13 protein-coding genes are annotated in these 16,799 nt (G+C 73.2%); 7 read left to right on the forward strand and 6 right to left on the reverse strand.

The genetic code is table 11. The features are described from left to right. Window positions 1-298: 298 nt before the first annotated feature. Both ABZV94_RS11560 and ABZV94_RS11565 read right to left on the reverse strand, forming a co-directional pair. A complete protein-coding gene (locus tag ABZV94_RS11560; RefSeq protein WP_356339727.1) occupies window positions 299-1,117 on the reverse strand; it encodes a TetR family transcriptional regulator in 819 nt (272 codons plus the stop codon). Window positions 1,118-1,277: 160 nt separating this feature from the next. Then, window positions 1,278-3,092 (reverse strand): 3-hydroxyacyl-CoA dehydrogenase family protein, encoded by a 1,815-nt coding sequence (locus ABZV94_RS11565; RefSeq protein WP_356339729.1) that lies wholly within the window; start codon window positions 3,090-3,092, stop codon window positions 1,278-1,280. Window positions 3,093-3,480: 388 nt separating this feature from the next. On the opposite strand from ABZV94_RS11565, the gene ABZV94_RS11570 reads away from it, so the two are divergent. After that, window positions 3,481-4,062 carry an adenylosuccinate lyase gene (locus ABZV94_RS11570; protein WP_356339731.1) on the forward strand — a complete coding sequence of 194 codons (582 nt, stop codon included), beginning with the start codon at window positions 3,481-3,483 and terminating at the stop codon, window positions 4,060-4,062. Window positions 4,063-4,068: 6 nt separating this feature from the next. Here ABZV94_RS11570 and ABZV94_RS11575 read toward each other — a convergent pair whose 3' ends face one another. The 4 genes from ABZV94_RS11575 to ABZV94_RS11590 form a co-directional block, all read right to left on the reverse strand. Beyond that, the gene (locus tag ABZV94_RS11575; RefSeq protein WP_356339733.1) at window positions 4,069-4,587 is read right to left on the reverse strand and encodes a GNAT family N-acetyltransferase; all 519 of its coding nucleotides are present in this window, start codon (window positions 4,585-4,587) and stop codon (window positions 4,069-4,071) included. Further along, on the reverse strand, window positions 4,584-4,982 hold the full coding sequence (locus ABZV94_RS11580) for a RidA family protein (protein WP_356339734.1): 399 nt from the start codon (window positions 4,980-4,982) through the stop codon (window positions 4,584-4,586). Before ABZV94_RS11580 ends, ABZV94_RS11575 begins: the two co-directional genes overlap by 4 nt. A 252-nt stretch (window positions 4,983-5,234) precedes the next feature. Continuing rightward, window positions 5,235-6,794 carry an alpha/beta hydrolase gene (locus ABZV94_RS11585; RefSeq protein WP_356339735.1) on the reverse strand — a complete coding sequence of 520 codons (1,560 nt, stop codon included), beginning with the start codon at window positions 6,792-6,794 and terminating at the stop codon, window positions 5,235-5,237. 149 nt (window positions 6,795-6,943) lie between these two features. Beyond that, window positions 6,944-7,987 (reverse strand): Rv2578c family radical SAM protein, encoded by a 1,044-nt coding sequence (locus ABZV94_RS11590; RefSeq protein WP_356339737.1) that lies wholly within the window; start codon window positions 7,985-7,987, stop codon window positions 6,944-6,946. A 134-nt stretch (window positions 7,988-8,121) separates the two neighbouring features. Between ABZV94_RS11590 and ABZV94_RS11595 the strand changes: the two genes are divergently transcribed. From ABZV94_RS11595 to ABZV94_RS11620, 6 genes are all read left to right on the forward strand, one after another. Next, on the forward strand, window positions 8,122-8,565 hold the full coding sequence (locus tag ABZV94_RS11595; RefSeq protein ID WP_356339739.1) for an SRPBCC family protein: 444 nt from the start codon (window positions 8,122-8,124) through the stop codon (window positions 8,563-8,565). Window positions 8,566-8,727: 162 nt separating this feature from the next. Continuing rightward, window positions 8,728-11,130, forward strand: coding sequence for an MFS transporter (locus ABZV94_RS11600; protein WP_356339741.1), 2,403 nt, complete (start codon window positions 8,728-8,730; stop codon window positions 11,128-11,130). A 142-nt stretch (window positions 11,131-11,272) separates the two neighbouring features. Then, window positions 11,273-13,726, forward strand: coding sequence for a SpoIIE family protein phosphatase (locus ABZV94_RS11605; RefSeq protein WP_356339743.1), 2,454 nt, complete (start codon window positions 11,273-11,275; stop codon window positions 13,724-13,726). 138 nt (window positions 13,727-13,864) lie between these two features. Further along, complete coding sequence (locus ABZV94_RS11610) at window positions 13,865-14,584, forward strand: class I SAM-dependent methyltransferase (RefSeq protein WP_356339745.1); 720 nt, start codon at window positions 13,865-13,867, stop codon at window positions 14,582-14,584. 70 nt (window positions 14,585-14,654) lie between these two features. Then, on the forward strand, window positions 14,655-15,488 hold the full coding sequence (locus tag ABZV94_RS11615) for a M55 family metallopeptidase (protein WP_356339747.1): 834 nt from the start codon (window positions 14,655-14,657) through the stop codon (window positions 15,486-15,488). Further along, window positions 15,481-16,797, forward strand: coding sequence for a M20/M25/M40 family metallo-hydrolase (locus ABZV94_RS11620; protein WP_356339749.1), 1,317 nt, complete (start codon window positions 15,481-15,483; stop codon window positions 16,795-16,797). The genes ABZV94_RS11615 and ABZV94_RS11620 overlap by 8 nt, the downstream gene beginning before the upstream one ends. The last annotated feature ends 2 nt before the right edge of the window (window positions 16,798-16,799 follow it).

Below are 16,799 nucleotides of genomic sequence, written 5' to 3' on the forward strand. Positions count from 1 at the left end.
CCGTCGGTTCGGCTCGGTGGTGCTTCGGCAGCGCGTGGTGGCGCGGGAGGTTGCCTGTGACGCAGGCGCCCGGGCCGCAGGTGATGGTCTGCGGGGACAGCCCGGACTCCTTCAACGTATGACACCGCGTGTCACCCCGCAAGGCACTGAGTGCCAGAACTTGCTCTCAGATGAAATCTTTACTTGACAGATGAGCGATGATCGATCGAAACGGCCTCTCCCGGCGTGCCAAAAGGGGCGCTGACATGCAAAAACGGCCACCCGGAGGGTGGCCGTCGTCACAGCGGGAAAGGGCGGATCAGCGTTCCTTGAGGGCCTGCTCGATGGTGCGCATGACCTCTTCCAGAGGCGCGTCGGTGCGTGCCACGGTCACCAGCACCTCGCCCGCCTCGGAGGCGGCGGCCGGGGCCGAGGCGGCCTGCCGGGGGGCCGTGCCGCGGCCGGCCCCGATGCCGGTGCCGAAGGTCTTGCGCACGATCGCGAAGGCGTGGTCCAGCTGGGCCTCCACGTCCCCCTGGCCGCCCGCCCGCAGCCAGCGCCTGAGCACGTGGTTGTGGGCGGTGACCACGGCCGAGGCGGCGACCTCGGCCAGCAGCGGATCGTCGTTGGCGTCGTCGGCGTGCGCGTGCTCGTCGAAGTGGCCGAGCAGATACCGCGTGAACAGGCGCTCGTAACGGGCCACGGAGGCGATCTCGGCCTCGCGCAGGGTGGGCACCTCGCGGGTGAGCTTGTAGCGGGCGACCGAGATCTCCGGCCGCGCCGCGTACATCTTCATGACCTCCTTGATGCCCCGGCACACGGTGTCGAGCGGGTGCTCGTGCGCCGGCGCGGCGTTGAGGACCGCCTCCGCGCGGATCAGCGTGTCGTCGTGGTCCGGGAAGATCGCCTCTTCCTTGGAGCGGAAGTGGCGGAAGAAGGTGCGCCGGGCGACGCCGGCGGCGGCGGCGATCTCGTCGACGGTGGTGGCCTCGTACCCTTTGGTCGCGAACAGCTCCATGGCTGCTGCCGCCAGTTCTCGGCGCATTTTCAGCCGCTGGGCGGCGGCACGACTGCCTGCGGCACTTTCCGGCGCGTCGGGCGTGGCTGGTGTACGTGAGGACTTGGCGGGCTGGGACATGACCCGAACGTACTGCATGCGCGCAGCCTGATGCGCAGGTCCGGGGTGTCCCCCACCCCCGGAGGGTGGGGGACCGCCGGGCCGGGCGGCCGGGGGAGAGCCACCCGGGTCGAGCAGTCCGCCCCAGTCCGGCTCCGTCCGGAACCAGTCGCCGACGCCGTCAGCGGCGGGCATACTCGCGGAAACCACGGCCGGTCTTGCGGCCCAGGCAGCCCGCCGCCACCAGGTGCTCCAGCAGCGGCGCCGGGGCGAGACCGGGGTCGCGGAACTCGCGGTGCAGCACCTTCTCGATGGCCAGCGAGACGTCCAGCCCGACCACGTCCAGCAGCTCGAACGGGCCCATCGGGTAGCCGCCGCCCAGCTTCATCGCCGCGTCGATGTCGTCGAGCGACGCGTAGTGCTCCTGCACCATCTTGACCGCGTTGTTGAGGTACGGGAACAGCAGCGCGTTCACGATGAAACCGGCGCGGTCGCCGCAGTCCACCGGGTGCTTCCTGATCTTCGCGCAGACCTCGCGCACGGTCGCGTGGACGTCGTCCGCCGTCAGCACCGTCCGCACGACCTCGACCAGCTTCATCGCCGGTGCCGGGTTGAAGAAGTGCATGCCGATCACGTCCTGCGGGCGCGAGGTCGCGCGGGCGCAGGCGACGACGGGCAGCGACGAGGTGGTCGTGGCCAGCACCGCACCCGGCTTGCACACCTTGTCCAGCGTGGCGAACAGCTGCCGCTTGATCTCCAGGTCCTCGGCGATCGCCTCGACCGCCAGGTCGACCTCGGCGAAGGCCTCGTAGGAGCCCGCCGGCGTGATCCGGTCCAGGATCTGCGCGGCGGCCTCAGCGGTCAGCCGGCCCTTGTCGACGGAGCGGGACAGCGACTTGCCGATACGGGCCTTGGCGGCCTGCGCCTTCTCCTCGCTGCGGGCGGCCAGGACGACGTCGTAGCCCGCCTTGGCGAACACCTCGGCGATGCCGGAGGCCATGGTGCCGGAGCCGGCGACGCCCACCGAACCCACCGCGCGGCCCGCGACCGGCGAGGCGTCCGCCGCCGGCGTCAGCGCGTCCGGCACGACCGTCCCGCTGCCCGGCGCCTCGTACGTGTAGAAGCCGCGCCCCGACTTGCGGCCGGTCAGGCCCGCCTCGCTGAGCTGCTTGAGGATCGGGGCGGGGGCGTGCAGCCGGTCCCGGGACTCGGCGTACATGGCCTCCAGGACCGTCCGCGCGGTGTCGATGCCGATGAGGTCCAGTAGGGCGAGCGGACCCATGGGCAGGCCGCAGCCGAGCCGCATGGCGGCGTCGATGTCCTCGCGGGAGGCGTACTTGGCCTCGTACATCGCGGCGGCCTGGTTGAGGTAGCCGAACAGCAGCCCGTCCGCGACGAAGCCGGGGCGGTCGCCGACCGCGACCGGCTCCTTGCCCAGCTCGATCGCGAGGTCGGTGACGGCGGCCACGGCCTGCGGCGCGGTCAGCACCGAGGAGACGACCTCCACCAGTCGCATCGCCGGCGCCGGGTTGAAGAAGTGCAGGCCGAGCACGCGCTCGGGACGGGCCGAGTCGGCGGCCAGCCGGGTCACCGACAGCGCGTTGGTGCCGGTCGCCAGGATCGTCTCCGGGCGGACGATGCCGTCCAGCTCCCGGAAGATCTGGTGCTTGATCTCGTACGACTCCGGCGCCACCTCGATGACGAGGTCGGCGTCGGCCGCCGCGGTGAGGTCCGTGGCGGTGCGGACCCGGGCCAGCGCCCGGGCGCGCTCCTCCTCGGTGAGCCTGCCGCGCGCCACGGCACGGGCGGTGGCGGCCTCCAGGGTGGCGAGCGCCTGCGCGGTCCGGGCCTCGCTGATGTCGATGCCGATCACCTCGCGGCCGGCCTTCGCGAGGACCTCGGCGATGCCGGTGCCCATGGTGCCGAGACCGACGACGGCGATCGTCTTGAGGGGGGACAGCGGGGACAGAGCTGAGTCGGACAGGGGAGTGGCCATCGCGGGACTCCTGGAATGAGGGTGACGACGAGGAGCGCTCCGTGGTGCGCCGGAGGCGCACCACGGGGCGGGAGAGTGCGGGTGTTGCCGGGCTGCGAGCGCACACGCCCGGGGGCGCCGGTGCCACGGGCGTGCACACGCCCGGGAGCGGCGGAACGTCCGACCGGCTCTGTCCCGAAGCCGGGTCGTCCTGCGGTACACACGGCGTACCGAACCGACCTGCTCGCTCGCGACGGCCGCGTCACCAAACCGTCGCCAGCGGAAATGCGAGAGGGTTACTCGCTCGTATGAGCTTAACCGGCCGGTAACGAGCGCGCTAGTCCCCGGTGGCGAACCGACTTTGTGATGTAGGTCCCCCGGCCGCCGCGACCCGCCTACGCTGGACCTCGTGGACGAAGAGTTGCGATCGCTCACGGAGCGCTTACGGCGGGAGTCGGGCGGCTCGGCCGCGTTCGAGCACCTGCTGGCCACCGGGGACCACGACGAACTGGCGGAGGTGCTCACCGCGCCCGGACAGCCGCTGTGGGCCAGGGAACTGGCCGCCTTCCGCCTCGGCCTGGCCGGCGACCGGCGCGCCTTCGAGTCCCTGGTGCTGCTGCTCAACCACCGCGACCCGCCGCGCTGCGCCTCCGCGGCCCACGCCCTCGCCCGGCTCGGCGACCCGCGCACGGCCCGCGCCGCGGCCGCCCTCGCCACCAACGAACTGCGCGTCGCCTACGCCCTGCACCCGGTACGGCTCCTGGTCGCCCTGCGCGCACCGGAGGCCGTGCCCGCGCTGATCACCACGCTGGAGCGGCGGCTGCGCCCGCACGACCCCTACCGGCGGGTGGCCCTCGCCTGCGTGGAGGGCCTCGGCGCGCTCGGCGACGCCCGCGCCCGGCGGGTCCTCACCGAGGCCCTCGCGCACCCCGCGCTCGCCGAGGCGGCCGTGCACGCGCTGGCGCGGATACCGGAGCAGCAGCCGAGCTGAGTCCGGTCAGCCGCCCAGCGTCCTCACGTACCGCACCTCGGGCACCGGTACGCCGTCCACCTCGAAGGGCTCCTCGGCCCCGTCGGGCCGGAACCCGGCGCGCTCGTAGAAGCGGCGGGCGGGCGCGTTCTCCTTGAGGACCCACAGGAGCATGCGGGGATACGCCCGGCACCGCTCGGCCGACGCGGCCAGCAGCGCCCGCCCGATCCCGCCGCCGAGCCGGGCCGGGTCGACGTAGATCGCGTACAGCTCGGCGTCGCCGGTGCGCGTCCCGCCGTCCCGGTACGGCCCGTGTGCCGCCCAGCCGACCACCGTGCCGTCCCGCTCGGCGACGAGGTTCACCACGGAGCCGGTCCCTTCGGCGAAGCGGGCCCGCCTGCGCTCGGCGTCCGCGGTCACGCTGAGCCCGTCGAGGTACCGCTGGGGCATGAGGCCCCGGTAGGCGTGCCGCCAGCCACGGATGCGTATCTCGGAGACGCGGTCGCAGTCGGCGAGGGTCATCTCCCGGACCGTCAGCTCGCTCACGCGGCCACCACCGCCAGGGCCTCGACCTCCAGCAGGAACTCCGGCGACACCAGCCCGGCCACCGCCACCGCCGAGGAGGCGGGCAGGCGGTCGTCGGGTATGTGGGCGGCGCGGGCCGCGCGGATCGCCGGCATGTGGGCCATGTCCGTGACGAAGTACGTCAGCTTCACCACGTCCTCGAAACCGGCTCCCGCGGCGGCCAGGCAGCGCCGCAGATTCGCGAACACCTGCCGCGCCTGGGCCGTCGGGTCGCCCGCCCCGACCAACGCGCCGTCCTCGTCGAGGGGAAGCTGGCCCGAGACCGCGACGAGACGGCCGGCCGCGGTCACCACATGGGTGTACTGGGCGGCGGGGAACACCCCGGCCGGGGCGGGGATGCGAGTCGGTTCGCTCATGGCCCCCATGATGGACCACCCCACTGACAACACCCCCCCAGCCCGTAGGAGGTCCGGCCCCGCCGGTAGGCAACGCGTCGGACACCCGACAAGGCCTCCAGCCCCGCGCCGCAGGCCCGGCCCCCACCCATAGGGCACGCGGCCGCGCGGGCCGACGGCTACGGGCTGGGGGAGTCGCGCGGGCGCGTGGCCCGCCCCTGGGGGGCCGGGTCTCCCGTGGGGTGCGCGCGTGGCTCGGGCCCAGCCCGTCGGCTAGCGGCGGAAGCCCAGGAGGCCGTGCAGGGTCGAGCCGCGGGACGTCGTCGACGCCGACTTCCCCTTCGGCGGCGCCGGGTCGGGGGACTTCGGGCAGACCGCGTCCACCGTGCCGCTGCCGCGCGGCACCCTGCCGTCACCCAGGTACGCGGCCAGGTGTTCGTCCAGGCACGCGTTGCCGCTGAGCGTGACGCCGTGGTTGCCGCCGCCCTCCTCGACCACCAGGCTGGAGCGGGCCAGCAGCCGGTGCGCCGTCGCGCCGCCGGAGTAGGGGGTCGCCGCGTCGTCGGTGGCCTGGAAGAGCAGGGCCGGCGGCAGCGTGCCGTTGGTGATGTCCACCGGCCGCAGCGGGGCCGTCGGCCAGAACGCGCACGGCGCGTTGTACCAGGCGTTGCTCCAGGCCATCACGGGTGCCTTGGCGTACACGTCCCAGGCGTCCGCGCGCCACCGGTCCCAGCCGCGCGGCCACGCCGCGTCCCGGCACTGCACCGCCGCGTAGACGCTGTAGCCGTTGTCCCCCTCGGCGTCCACGGCGCCGAAGTTCTGGTACGCCTCCACCAGCGGCCTGGTGTCCCCGCGATGGACCCAGGCCGCCAACGCCTCGGCGAGGTAGGGCCAGTAGCCGTTGTAGTAGGCGCCCGGCGTGAAGGTGTCCTCCAGTTCGGCGGCGCCGACCCGGCCCCCGGCCGGCTTCTTCGCCAGGGCCGCCCGCATCGCGTACCAGCGGGCCTCGATCTCCTCGGGGTCCTTGCCCAGCCCGTACGTGCTGTCGTACTTGGCGATCCAGGCCATCAGCGCCCGGTGCCGGTCGTCGAAGGCGTAGTCCTGGCCGAGGTTGTCCTCGTACCAGACGCCCGTCGGGTCGACGATCGAGTCCAGCACCATGCGGTGCACCCGCCCGGGATACAGCTTCCCGTACACCGCGCCCAGGTAGGTGCCGTAGGAGTAGCCGAAGTAGCTGATCTTCGCGGCGCCGAGGGCGCGGCGGACGGCTTCCAGGTCCCGGGCCGCGCTGACGGTGTCCAGATACGGCAGCAGGTCGCCGTACTTCCGGCCGCAGGCCTCGGCGAAGGACCGGGCGCGGTCGAGGTTGGCCCGCTCCAGCGCGGGCGTGGCCGGTACGGAGTCGGGGCGCACCGGCTTGAAGTGGCCGGGCACGCAGTTCAGGGCGGGCTCGCTGCGGCCGACCCCGCGCGGGTCGAAGCCGATGACGTCGTACCGGGCCGCCACGCTCTTCGGCAGCGACGACGCGACGAACCCGGCGAGCGTCAGACCGCTGCCGCCGGGGCCGCCGGGGTTGACCAGCAGCGGTCCCTGGGAGGCCCGCGCGGTGTGCGGGACGCGGGACAGCGCGAGGGTGATCCGCCGGCCCGAGGGGTCGGCGTGGTTCAGCGGCACCGTCAGGGACGCGCACTGGAGGGTGGGGTAGTCGGCGGTGCCGCACGTCTTCCAGCTGAGCTGCGCGGGCCGGGCGGCCTGCGCGGGTGCGGCGGTGACCGAGCCCGCGAGCACGGTGGCGGCCGCGGCTGCGCACAGCAGGGCTGCGCGTGTTCTCATACGGGTCCTCCCGGGACGGAGGTCTTCGGCGAACCGCGAGGCTCACGGCTCTCGCCGGATCGTCCCGGAGTCGGGGCCCTGAAGAACGCGTTGCGGCGATACTTGACCCGATCGGGCCGTGCGATGCCCCCCAACGACCCTGGGCGTCCTCACATGAGGCTGAGCTGGACCGGCTCGGGCTCGGCGGGGGCCGGCGCCGGCTCCGCCGGGCGGATCCGGCGGGCCGCCCCCGCGCGCGCGGGCCCGATGCCGTACTCCTGTGCCAGTTCGTGCACCTGGCGGGTGATCCGGCGCTGGTACCACTTGGGCGCGTAGGCGCCCTCCGCGTACAGCCGCTCGTACCGTCGCACCAGGTGCGGATGGTGCTGCCCGAGCCAGGCCATGAACCACTCCCGGGCCCCGGGGCGCAGATGCAGCACCAGGGGGGTGACGGAGGTGGCCCCGGCCGCCGCGATGGCCCGGACCGTGGCGCGCAGCTGGGCCGGGTCGTCGCTCAGGAACGGGATCACCGGCGCCATCAGCACCCCGCAGCCGATCCCGTGCTCCCCGAAGGTGCGGACGACGTCCAGCCGGCGCTCGGGCGCGGGCGTGCCCGGCTCCACCGTGCGCCACAGCACGGGGTCCAGGAAGCCGACGGAGACCGAGACGCCCACGTCCGTCACCTCGGCCGCCCGGACCAGCAGGTCCAGGTCGCGCAGGATCAGGGTGCCCTTGGTGAGGATCGAGAACGGGTTCGCGTGATCGGTGAGCGCCGAGATGATGCCCGGCATCAGCCGGTAGCGGCCCTCGGCGCGCTGGTAGCAGTCGACGTTGGTGCCCATCGCCACGTGGTCGCCCTGCCAGCGGCGGGAGCCGAGCTGGCGGCGCAGCACCTCGGGGGCGTTCACCTTGACCACGATCTGGGTGTCGAAGCCGATGCCCGTGTCCAGGTCGAGGTAGCTGTGCGTCTTGCGGGCGAAGCAGTAGACGCACGCGTGCGTGCAGCCCCGGTAGGGGTTGACCGTCCACTCGAACGGCATGCGGGAGGCGCCCGGCACGCGGTTCAGCACCGAGCGCGCCCGGACCTCGTGGAAGGTGATGCCCTGGAACTCGGGCGTGTCGAACGTCCGGGTCGTCACGGCGTCCGCGCCGAACAGCGCGGTGTCGGCGGCCCGGCCGTGTTCGCTCTCGTCTGTGAGGTTCTCCCAGCGCATGACGCCTCCTAGCTAGCGCTGCCCACACAATAGAACACATGTTCCCATGATCGTGCGAACCCCGATTTGGGCGGCCGGGCGCCGGGGTGGTTGGCTTGCCCCAACCCCGAGGAACCAGGTCGTGGAGGAACGCAATGGCGCAGGTCGAGGCCACTACGGAGCGGGTCGTCGCGGCGGACGCGGAGAAGGTGTTCGACGCCCTCGCCGACTACCGCGGCACGCGGCAGAGGCTGCTGCCCGAGCAGTTCAGCGAGTACGAGGTGCGCGAGGGCGGCGACGGCGAGGGCACCCTCGTCCACTGGAAGCTCCAGGCCACCAGCAAGCGGGTGCGCGACTGCCTGCTGGACGTCAGCGAGCCCACCGACGGCGAGCTGGTGGAGAAGGACCGCAACTCCTCCATGGTCACCACCTGGCGTGTCACCCCCGCCGGTGAGGGCGCGTCGCGCGTGGTCGTCACCACCACCTGGCAGGGCGCCGGCGGCATCGGCGGCTTCTTCGAGAGGACGTTCGCGCCCAAGGGCCTCGGCCGCATCTACGACGCGCTGCTCGCCCGGCTCGCCGCCGAGGTCGAGAAGTAGCCCAAGCGCCCGCCGGTGAAGGGGGGTTGACCGCCGGTCGGCCCCGTCACCGGTACGAGTGCATCTCCGTTCCGTACCGGAGAGTGCCGTAACTCGCCGCAGTTGTTCGCAGTTGTCGCCTTACGCGGGAAATGTGAACAGGTCTGACGAGGGGAGCGGTACGTGGGCGGGACGACACTGGTGAAGCCCGAGCCGGTCGTGGCACCGGCCGCCGGCGAGGAGACCGCGACCGCGCCGCCGCCGCCACCCCCGCCGCCCGCCGGCCTCGGGCCCCGCCGGGTGCGGTGGGTGTTCCTCGGGCTGATGCTGGCCCTGCTGCTGGCCGCCCTCGACCAGATGATCGTCGCCACCGCCCTGCCGAAGATCGTCGGCGAACTGCACGGCCTGGACAAGATGTCCTGGGCGATCACCTCCTACCTGCTCACCTCCACCATCGGCCTGCCGGTCTACGGCAAACTCGGCGACCTGGTCGGCCGCAAGGGCGTCTTCCAGTTCGCCATCGCCGTCTTCGTCCTCGGCTCCGCCCTCGCCGGCCGCGCCGGGACCATGGACCAGCTGATCGCCTTCCGCGCGGTCCAGGGCATCGGCGCCGGCGGGCTCATGATCGGTGTGCAGGCGATCATCGCCGACATCGTCCCGCCCCGGGAACGCGGCCGGTACATGGGCCTGATCGGCGCCGTCTTCGGTCTCGCGTCCGTCGCCGGACCGCTGCTCGGCGGCTACTTCACCGATCACCTCTCCTGGCGCTGGTGCTTCTACGTCAACGTCCCCTTCGGCCTGGTCACCCTGGCCGTCATCGCCGTCGTCCTCAAACTCCCGAGGCCGCGCACGCGCGCCCGGCTCGACGTCCTCGGCACCCTGCTGCTCGCCGCCGCCTCCACCTGCCTGGTCCTGCTCACCAGCTGGGGCGGCACCGAGTACGCCTGGGACTCCCGGCAGATCCTCGGCCTCGGCGCCGGAGCCCTCGTCGCCACCGTCCTCTTCCTCGTCGCCGAGCGCTTCGCCGCCGAACCCCTCATCCCGCTCCGGCTCTTCCGCGACTCCGTCTTCACCGTCAGCGGCCTGGTCGGCCTGGTGATCGGCGTCGCCCTGTTCGGCGCCGCCAGCTATCTGCCGACCTTCCTGCAGATGGTCGACGGCGCCAGCGCCACCGAGTCCGGGCTGCTGATGCTGCCGATGATGGCCGGCATCGTCGGCGCCTCCATCATCGGCGGACAGCTCATCAGCCGCACCGGCCGCTACAAGATCTACCCCGTGCTCGGCTGCGCCGTCGCCACCGCCGGCATGTGGCTGCTGTCCCGGCTCCAGACCGACACGCCCCGGCTGCACTACAGCGTCTGGATGGCCGTCCTCGGCGCCGGGATCGGCCTGGTCATGCCCGTGCTCGTCCTCGCCGTGCAGAACTCCGTCCGCCCCGCCGACCTCGGCACCGCGACCAGCGCCAACAACTACTTCCGGCAGATCGGCGGCAGCGTCGGCGCCGCCGTCTTCGGCACCCTCTTCGCCGACCGGCTCACCTCCTCGCTGCGCGAGGAACTGCCCCCGCGCGCGGGCACCGGACTGCCCGCCGCCGACTCGATCACCCCGCAGCTCGTCCACGCGCTGCCCCCGGCCCTGCGCGACGCCTACATCCGCGCCTACGCCGACGCGATGCCCCGGATCTTCCTCTACCTGGTCCCGGTGCTCGCGCTCGGCCTGCTCATCGCCTTCTTCCTCAAGGAGAAACCACTGGTGTCCCACAACACCGCCGAAACGGAGCCGCAGACCGTGACCGCCTCGATCCCCGGCGCCCGGGCGCCCTACGCCGCCGGGGTCCCCGTCTGCGGCACCGTCCAGCACCCCGACGGCACCGTGGTGCCCCGCGCGGCCCTCACCCTCATCGACGTCGCCGGACAGCAGATCGGGCGGGGCGCCAGCGGCGACGACGGGCGGTACGCGCTCAGCACGCCCGGCTCCGGGTCGTACGTACTGATCGCCGCCGCCGGCGGGCACCAGCCGCAGGCCGTCTCCGTCACCGTCGGCGAACGCCCCGTCGAACTCGACGTCGTCCTCGGCGGCGCCGGCCGCCTCGCCGGCAGCGTGCTCACCGCCGACGGCAGCCCCGTCCGCGACGCCACCGTCACCCTCACCAACGTGCACGGCGAGGTCGTCGCGAGCACCCGCAGCGGGCGCGAGGGCGGCTACGTCATCACGGAACTGGTCGCGGGCGAGTACACCCTCGCCGCCAGCGCCCCCGCCTTCCGGCCCGCCGCGCTCCCGGTCACCGTGCAGGCCTCCCGGGAGACCCGGCAGGACATCGAACTCGCGGGCGGCGCCGTGCTGAAGGGCACCGTCCGGGCGAGCGGAGGACGGCCCGTGGAGGACGCCCGGGTGACCCTGCTCGACGCCGCCGGCAACGTCGTCGACACCCTCACCACCGGAGCCGACGGAACGTTCCGGTTCGTCGACCTCTCCTCCGGTGAGTACACCGTCATCGCCGCAGGTTACCCGCCGGTCGCCACGGTGTTGCAGGTCGCGGGGGGTGGCCGTACGGAACGGGATCTCCAACTGGGCCACGAGGACTGAGCGGGGGGCCGCCCGCCGCGCCGGAACGATCCGGTGAAACCAATTCCAGGATTGCCACACATGGCGACCGGCGGTCGTCTTACCGTAGTGGCGGGCGGCACAGATCGTTTGCGGACAGCCGTGGGGAGAGAGGGCCTGGGCCATGGACCGTGGCAGCGAGCGGGACACACCTCCCGGGCGCGGCGTCGGCGACACCGCCGCGGGCCGGATTCCGCTGGCCGTGGTCGTCGTCGACCGGGCCGGGCTGGTGTCCCACTGGAGCACCGGCGCGCGGCGCCTGTTCCGCGTGAGCCGCGAGGACGCCGTCGGACAGCCCGCGGCCGACCTGCTGCCCGTCTCCGGCACCCTGCCGGAGGACCTCCAGGACGGCGCCATGCCGGACGCCTACGAGGGGTACGACGGACCCGGCCCCGACCTGGAGACCTCGCTCGGCGGGCACACCGGCTACGCCACGGCCGGCCGGGCCCGGCTCTGCCCGCCCCCGCAGACGCCCGACGGCGAGCGGCTGGACGTGCTGTGGTGGGCCTACCCGCTGGTCGGGCCGGGCCCCTCCCGGCTGCTGGTGCTCGCCGCCGACGCCAGCCGGCTGCGCGACGAACGCGGTTACGACGACGAGACCGCCGAACGCATCTCGCCCGGCTTCGCCCGCCACACCGAACTGCCCGCCTCCGACGAACTCGAACGGCGGCTGCCCGAGATCCTGCCCAACATGGGCCCCGGGCTCAGCGCCCGCATCGTCGCGCAGGTCCTCGAACTCGGCTACCCCGTCCTGGAGTTCAGCCAGTACGACCGGGTGCCCGTGACCCCGTACTGGGGCGTGCCCCGCCGTCCGGGCCGCGCCCGCGCGGAAGAAGCCGTCGCACCGCGGCAGCGGGCCGCGGCCGCGGTCCCGGCCGGAGCCGAACAGGACCTGGAGTACGCCGCCGTCCGCGAGCGGCTGGAGTTCCTCAACGAGGTCAGCTCCCGCATCGGCTCCTCCCTGGACCTCGGCGAGACGATCCGGGAGGTCACCAGCGCCGCCGTGCCCCGGTTCGCGGACTTCGCCGGCACCCATCTGCGCGCCGCGGTGCTGGCCGGCGAGGGCTTCCCGGACGGCCCGCCGGACGCCAGCACCGTGATGTTCCGCGTCTGGGTGGAGCACAACGACGAACCGGGCCGCTGGGACGACACCGTGCCCGTGGGCGAGGCCTTCGCCTTCCCGGAGCACACCCCGTTCTACCAGTGCATGGTCACCGGCGAGCCCGTGCTCGTCCCACGGGTGACCGAGGAGCTGTCCGAGCGCATCTCCGGCGAGTTCGAGAAGCGCGACCTGCGGCCCCTCATCGGCGGCCGGTCGCTGCTGATCGTCCCGCTCAAGGCGCGCAACGTCGTCCTCGGGTTCATGGTGCTGATGCGCCGCCCGGACCGGCCGGAGTTCGACGACATGGACCGCACCACCGGGGCCGAACTCGCCGCCCGCGCGGGCCTCGTCCTCGACAACGCCCGCATGTACACGTACCAGGAGAACGTCGCCGACACCCTCCAGGACAGCATGCTGCCGCAGGTCACCCCGCGGATGGCCGGCTGCGACATCGCCACCCGCTATCTGCCCGGCACCCGGCTCGGCCGGATCGGCGGCGACTGGTTCGACACCATCAAACTGCCCGGCTCCCGCACCGCCCTCGTGGTCGGTGACGTCATGGGCCACGGTCTCAACTCGGCCGCCATGATGGGCCAGTTGCGCACCGCCGTGCAGACCATGGCCGCGATGGAGACCCCGCCCGCCCAGCTGCTGCGCAACCTGGACGACCTGGCCCGCAGGCTCGGCGACACCTACCTCGCCACCTGCCTGTACGCCGTGTACGACCCGATCCGCGGCGACCTGACCCTCGCCAACGCCGGACACATCCCGCCCGTGCTGGTCCGCGCCGAGGACGGCCGCAGCGAACTCCTCGACCTGCCCACCGGGGCGCCGATCGGCGTGGGCGGTGTTCCCTTCGAGGTCACACGGGTCAAGGTGGCGCCGGGCGACCGGCTGGTGCTGTGCACCGACGGCCTGGTCGAGGTGCGCGGCTCCGACATCGGCGAGGGCCTCGCCGCGCTCTGCGAGTCCGCCGCCCACCCCGCGGCCTCCATGGACGACGCATGCGACACCATCATCCGCGCCCTGAACACGCGCGGCGGACGCAAGGACGACGTCGCCCTGCTCATGGCCCGTCTCAACGGCATCCCCGACGAGCACGTCGCCGAGTGGCGGCTCGACGCCGACCCGCGCGAGGTGGCCAGGGCCCGCCGCCTGGTGCGCGAGCGGCTTCTGGGGTGGGGCCTGCCGCAGGCCGTGGAGACGGCCGAACTGCTCGTCAGCGAGGTGGTCACCAACGCCGTCCGGCACGCGGAGAGCGACCGGATCGGGCTGCGCGTGGTCCGCACCGACGCGCTGCTGTTCGAGGTCACCGACGACGAACCCGCCCTGCCCGCCATGCTGAGCGCCGGCCCCTACGACGAGTCGGGGCGCGGCCTGCGCGTGGTCAGCCGGCTCGCCCGGGAGTGGGGCGCCAGCGCCAGCGGACACCGCAAGATCGTCTGGTTCGAGCAGGCCGTCCCCACCGGCCGCTGACGGAGGCGCGGCGCGGGGACCGTGTGCCGTCCGGAGCGACCGGGGCCCGCACATCGCGTGAAGATGGACACCTGGCCCTTGCCCCGCCTGCGGTTCTCACGATATCCCGATCACGGAACCGACCCGTGGGGAGAGCGCATGAACGTCTCGGAGAACTACCGCAACGCGTGGGAGAGTTACTGGCGCGATACCTCCGACGGCCGAGGCGAGGCGATATGGGACGCCGACCCGTCCCTGAGCGCGGCACCGCACAGCGAACTGCTCCTGCCCCACGCCGACCCCGACCGGACGATCGTCGACCTCGGCTGCGGCAACGGCACCCAGACCCGCTACCTGGCCACCCGCTTCGCCCGCGCCGTCGGCGTCGACCTCTCGCACGCCGCCGTCGAGCACGCCCGCCGCGCGGCGAACGGCGCCCCCGTCGAGTTCCAGCAACTCGACCTCACCGACACCGACGCCGTCCGCGCCCTGCACCAGCGGCTCGGCGACAGCCACGTCTACATGCGGGCCGTCATCCACCAGAGCGAACCGGCCGCGCGGCCGGCGGTGGCCGCCGCCGTCGCCGAACTCATCGGCTCCGAAGGCCGCGCCTTCGTGGTCGAGCTGACCTCCGGCTCCCGCGACGTCCTCCGGCGGGCGGCGTCCGAGCCGGGCGGCCCGGGACCCAAGCTCCAGCGCGTCTTCCACCACGGCCTCAAGCCCGCCGACGCCCCCGACGACGAGATCCCGCGCCTGCTCGCCGAGGCCGGTCTCACCGTCCTGGCCGAAGGCGACACGGCGCTGCCGCAGACCGAGCACCTGGCGGACGGCACCCGCATCGACCTGCCGGCCCGCTGGTTCGTCCTGGCCAAGGCCTGACCGGACCCGGCGCCGCTTCCTCGGGCGGGGTCGTAGCCTGTCCGCCGCTCGGCGCGTAACGTGACGGTCCATGAAGATCCTCATCAGTGCCGACATGGAGGGTGCCACGGGCGTCACCTGGCCCGCCGACGTGCTGCCGGGGACGCCGCAGTGGGAGCGGTGCCGGTCGATGTTCACCTCGGACGTGAACGCCGCCGTGGAGGGCTTCTTCGACGGCGGTGCCGACCAGGTGCTCGTCAACGAGGCCCACTGGACCATGCGCAACCTCCTGCTGGAGCGGCTCGACGAACGGGTCGAGATGCTCACCGGCCGGCACAAGGCGCTGTCCATGGTGGAGGGCGTCCAGCACGGTGACGTCGACGGCATCGCGTTCGTCGGCTACCACGCGGGCGCCGGCATGGAAGGCGTCCTCGCCCACACCTACCTGGCCAACCAGATCACCGGTGTGTGGCTGAACGACGTCCGCGCCAGCGAGGGTCTGCTCAACGCGCGCGTCGTCGCCGAGTACGGCGTCCCCGTCGTCCTCGTCACCGGGGACGACGTGGCCTGCGAGGACGCCCTCGGCTACGCGCCGGAGGCGCTGAAGGTGGCCGTGAAGGACCATGTGTCGCGGTACGCGGCCGTGTGCCGGACCCCGGCCCGCACCGCGGCCGACATCCGCGCGGCGGCCAAGGAGGCCACTCGGCTGGCGGTCCGTCAGGAGCCGGTCGACGCCGGGCCGTTCACGGTCGCCGTCGAGTTCGACGCCGAGCATCTCGCGATGGCCGCGACCGTCGTGCCCGGCGTGGCGCGGATCGGGGAGCGGAAGGTGGCGTACACCAGCGCCACCATGTACGAGGGGATCAGGACGTTCAAGGCGGTCACCACGATCGTCTCTGCCGCCGTGGAGGAGCAGTATGGCTGACCCGCAGGCCGACGACCTGGCCCTGGCCGAGGTCGTGGAGTTCACCTCCGGTCTGATCCGCATCGACACCACCAACCGGGGCGGCGGCGACTGCCGGGAGCGGCCCGCCGCCGAGTACGCGGCCGAACGGCTGGCGGGGGCGGGCCTGGACCCCCTGCTGCTGGAGCGCACCCCGGGCCGCACCAACGTGGTCGCCCGCATCGAGGGCACCGACCCGTCCGCCGACGCGCTGCTGGTGCACGGGCACCTCGACGTGGTGCCCGCCGAGGCCGCCGACTGGACCGTGCACCCGTTCTCCGGCGAGGTCCGGGACGGCGTGGTGTGGGGGCGGGGCGCCGTCGACATGAAGAACATGGACGCGATGATCCTGGCCGTGGTCCGCTCCTGGGCCCGGCAGGGTGTGCGGCCCCGCCGGGACCTCGTGCTCGCGTTCACCGCCGACGAGGAGGCCAGCGCCGAGGACGGCTCCGGGTTCCTCGCCGACCGGCACCCCGAACTCTTCGAGGGCTGCACCGAGGGGATCAGCGAGTCGGGTGCCTTCACCTTCCACGACGGGGCCGGACGGGAGATCTACCCCATCGCCGCGGGGGAGCGAGGCACCGCCTGGCTGAAGCTCACCGCGCGCGGCCGGGCCGGGCACGGCTCCAAGGTGAACACGGAGAACGCGGTGACCCGGCTCGCCGCCGCCGTCACCCGCATCGGCGCGTACGAGTGGCCGCTCCGGCTCACGCCCACCGTACGGGCCGCCCTCACCGAACTCGCCGCCCTGTACGGCATCGAGCCCGACTTCACCGACGTGGACCGGCTGCTGGAGAAGCTCGGCCCGGCCGCCAGGCTGGTCGAGTCGACCGTCCGCAACAGCGCCAACCCGACCATGCTGGAGGCCGGCTACAAGCTCAACGTCATCCCCGGCGAGGCGGTCGCCCACGTGGACGGGCGCTGCCTGCCCGGCGCGGAGGGGGAGTTCACCGCCACGCTGGACGAGCTGACGGGGCCGGACGTCGACTGGGAGTTCGCGCACCGCGAAGTGGCCCTCCAGGCGCCGGTGGACGCGCCGGTGTTCGCGAGGATGCGGGCCGCCGTGGAGGAGTTCGCGCCGGGCGGGCACGTGGTGCCGTACTCCATGTCGGGTGGCACGGACGCCAAGCAGTTCTCCCGGCTCGGCATCACCGGCTACGGCTTCGCCCCGCTGAAGCTGCCCGTGGACCTCGACTACCAGGCGCTGTTCCACGGCGTGGACGAGCGGGTGCCCGTGGAGGCGCTGCACTTCGGGGTCCGCGTCCTGGACCGGTTCCTGCGGACGGCCTAGAC

This window comes from Streptomyces sp. NPDC004658 (assembly GCF_040609555.1).
GTDB lineage: Bacteria > Actinomycetota > Actinomycetes > Streptomycetales > Streptomycetaceae > Streptomyces.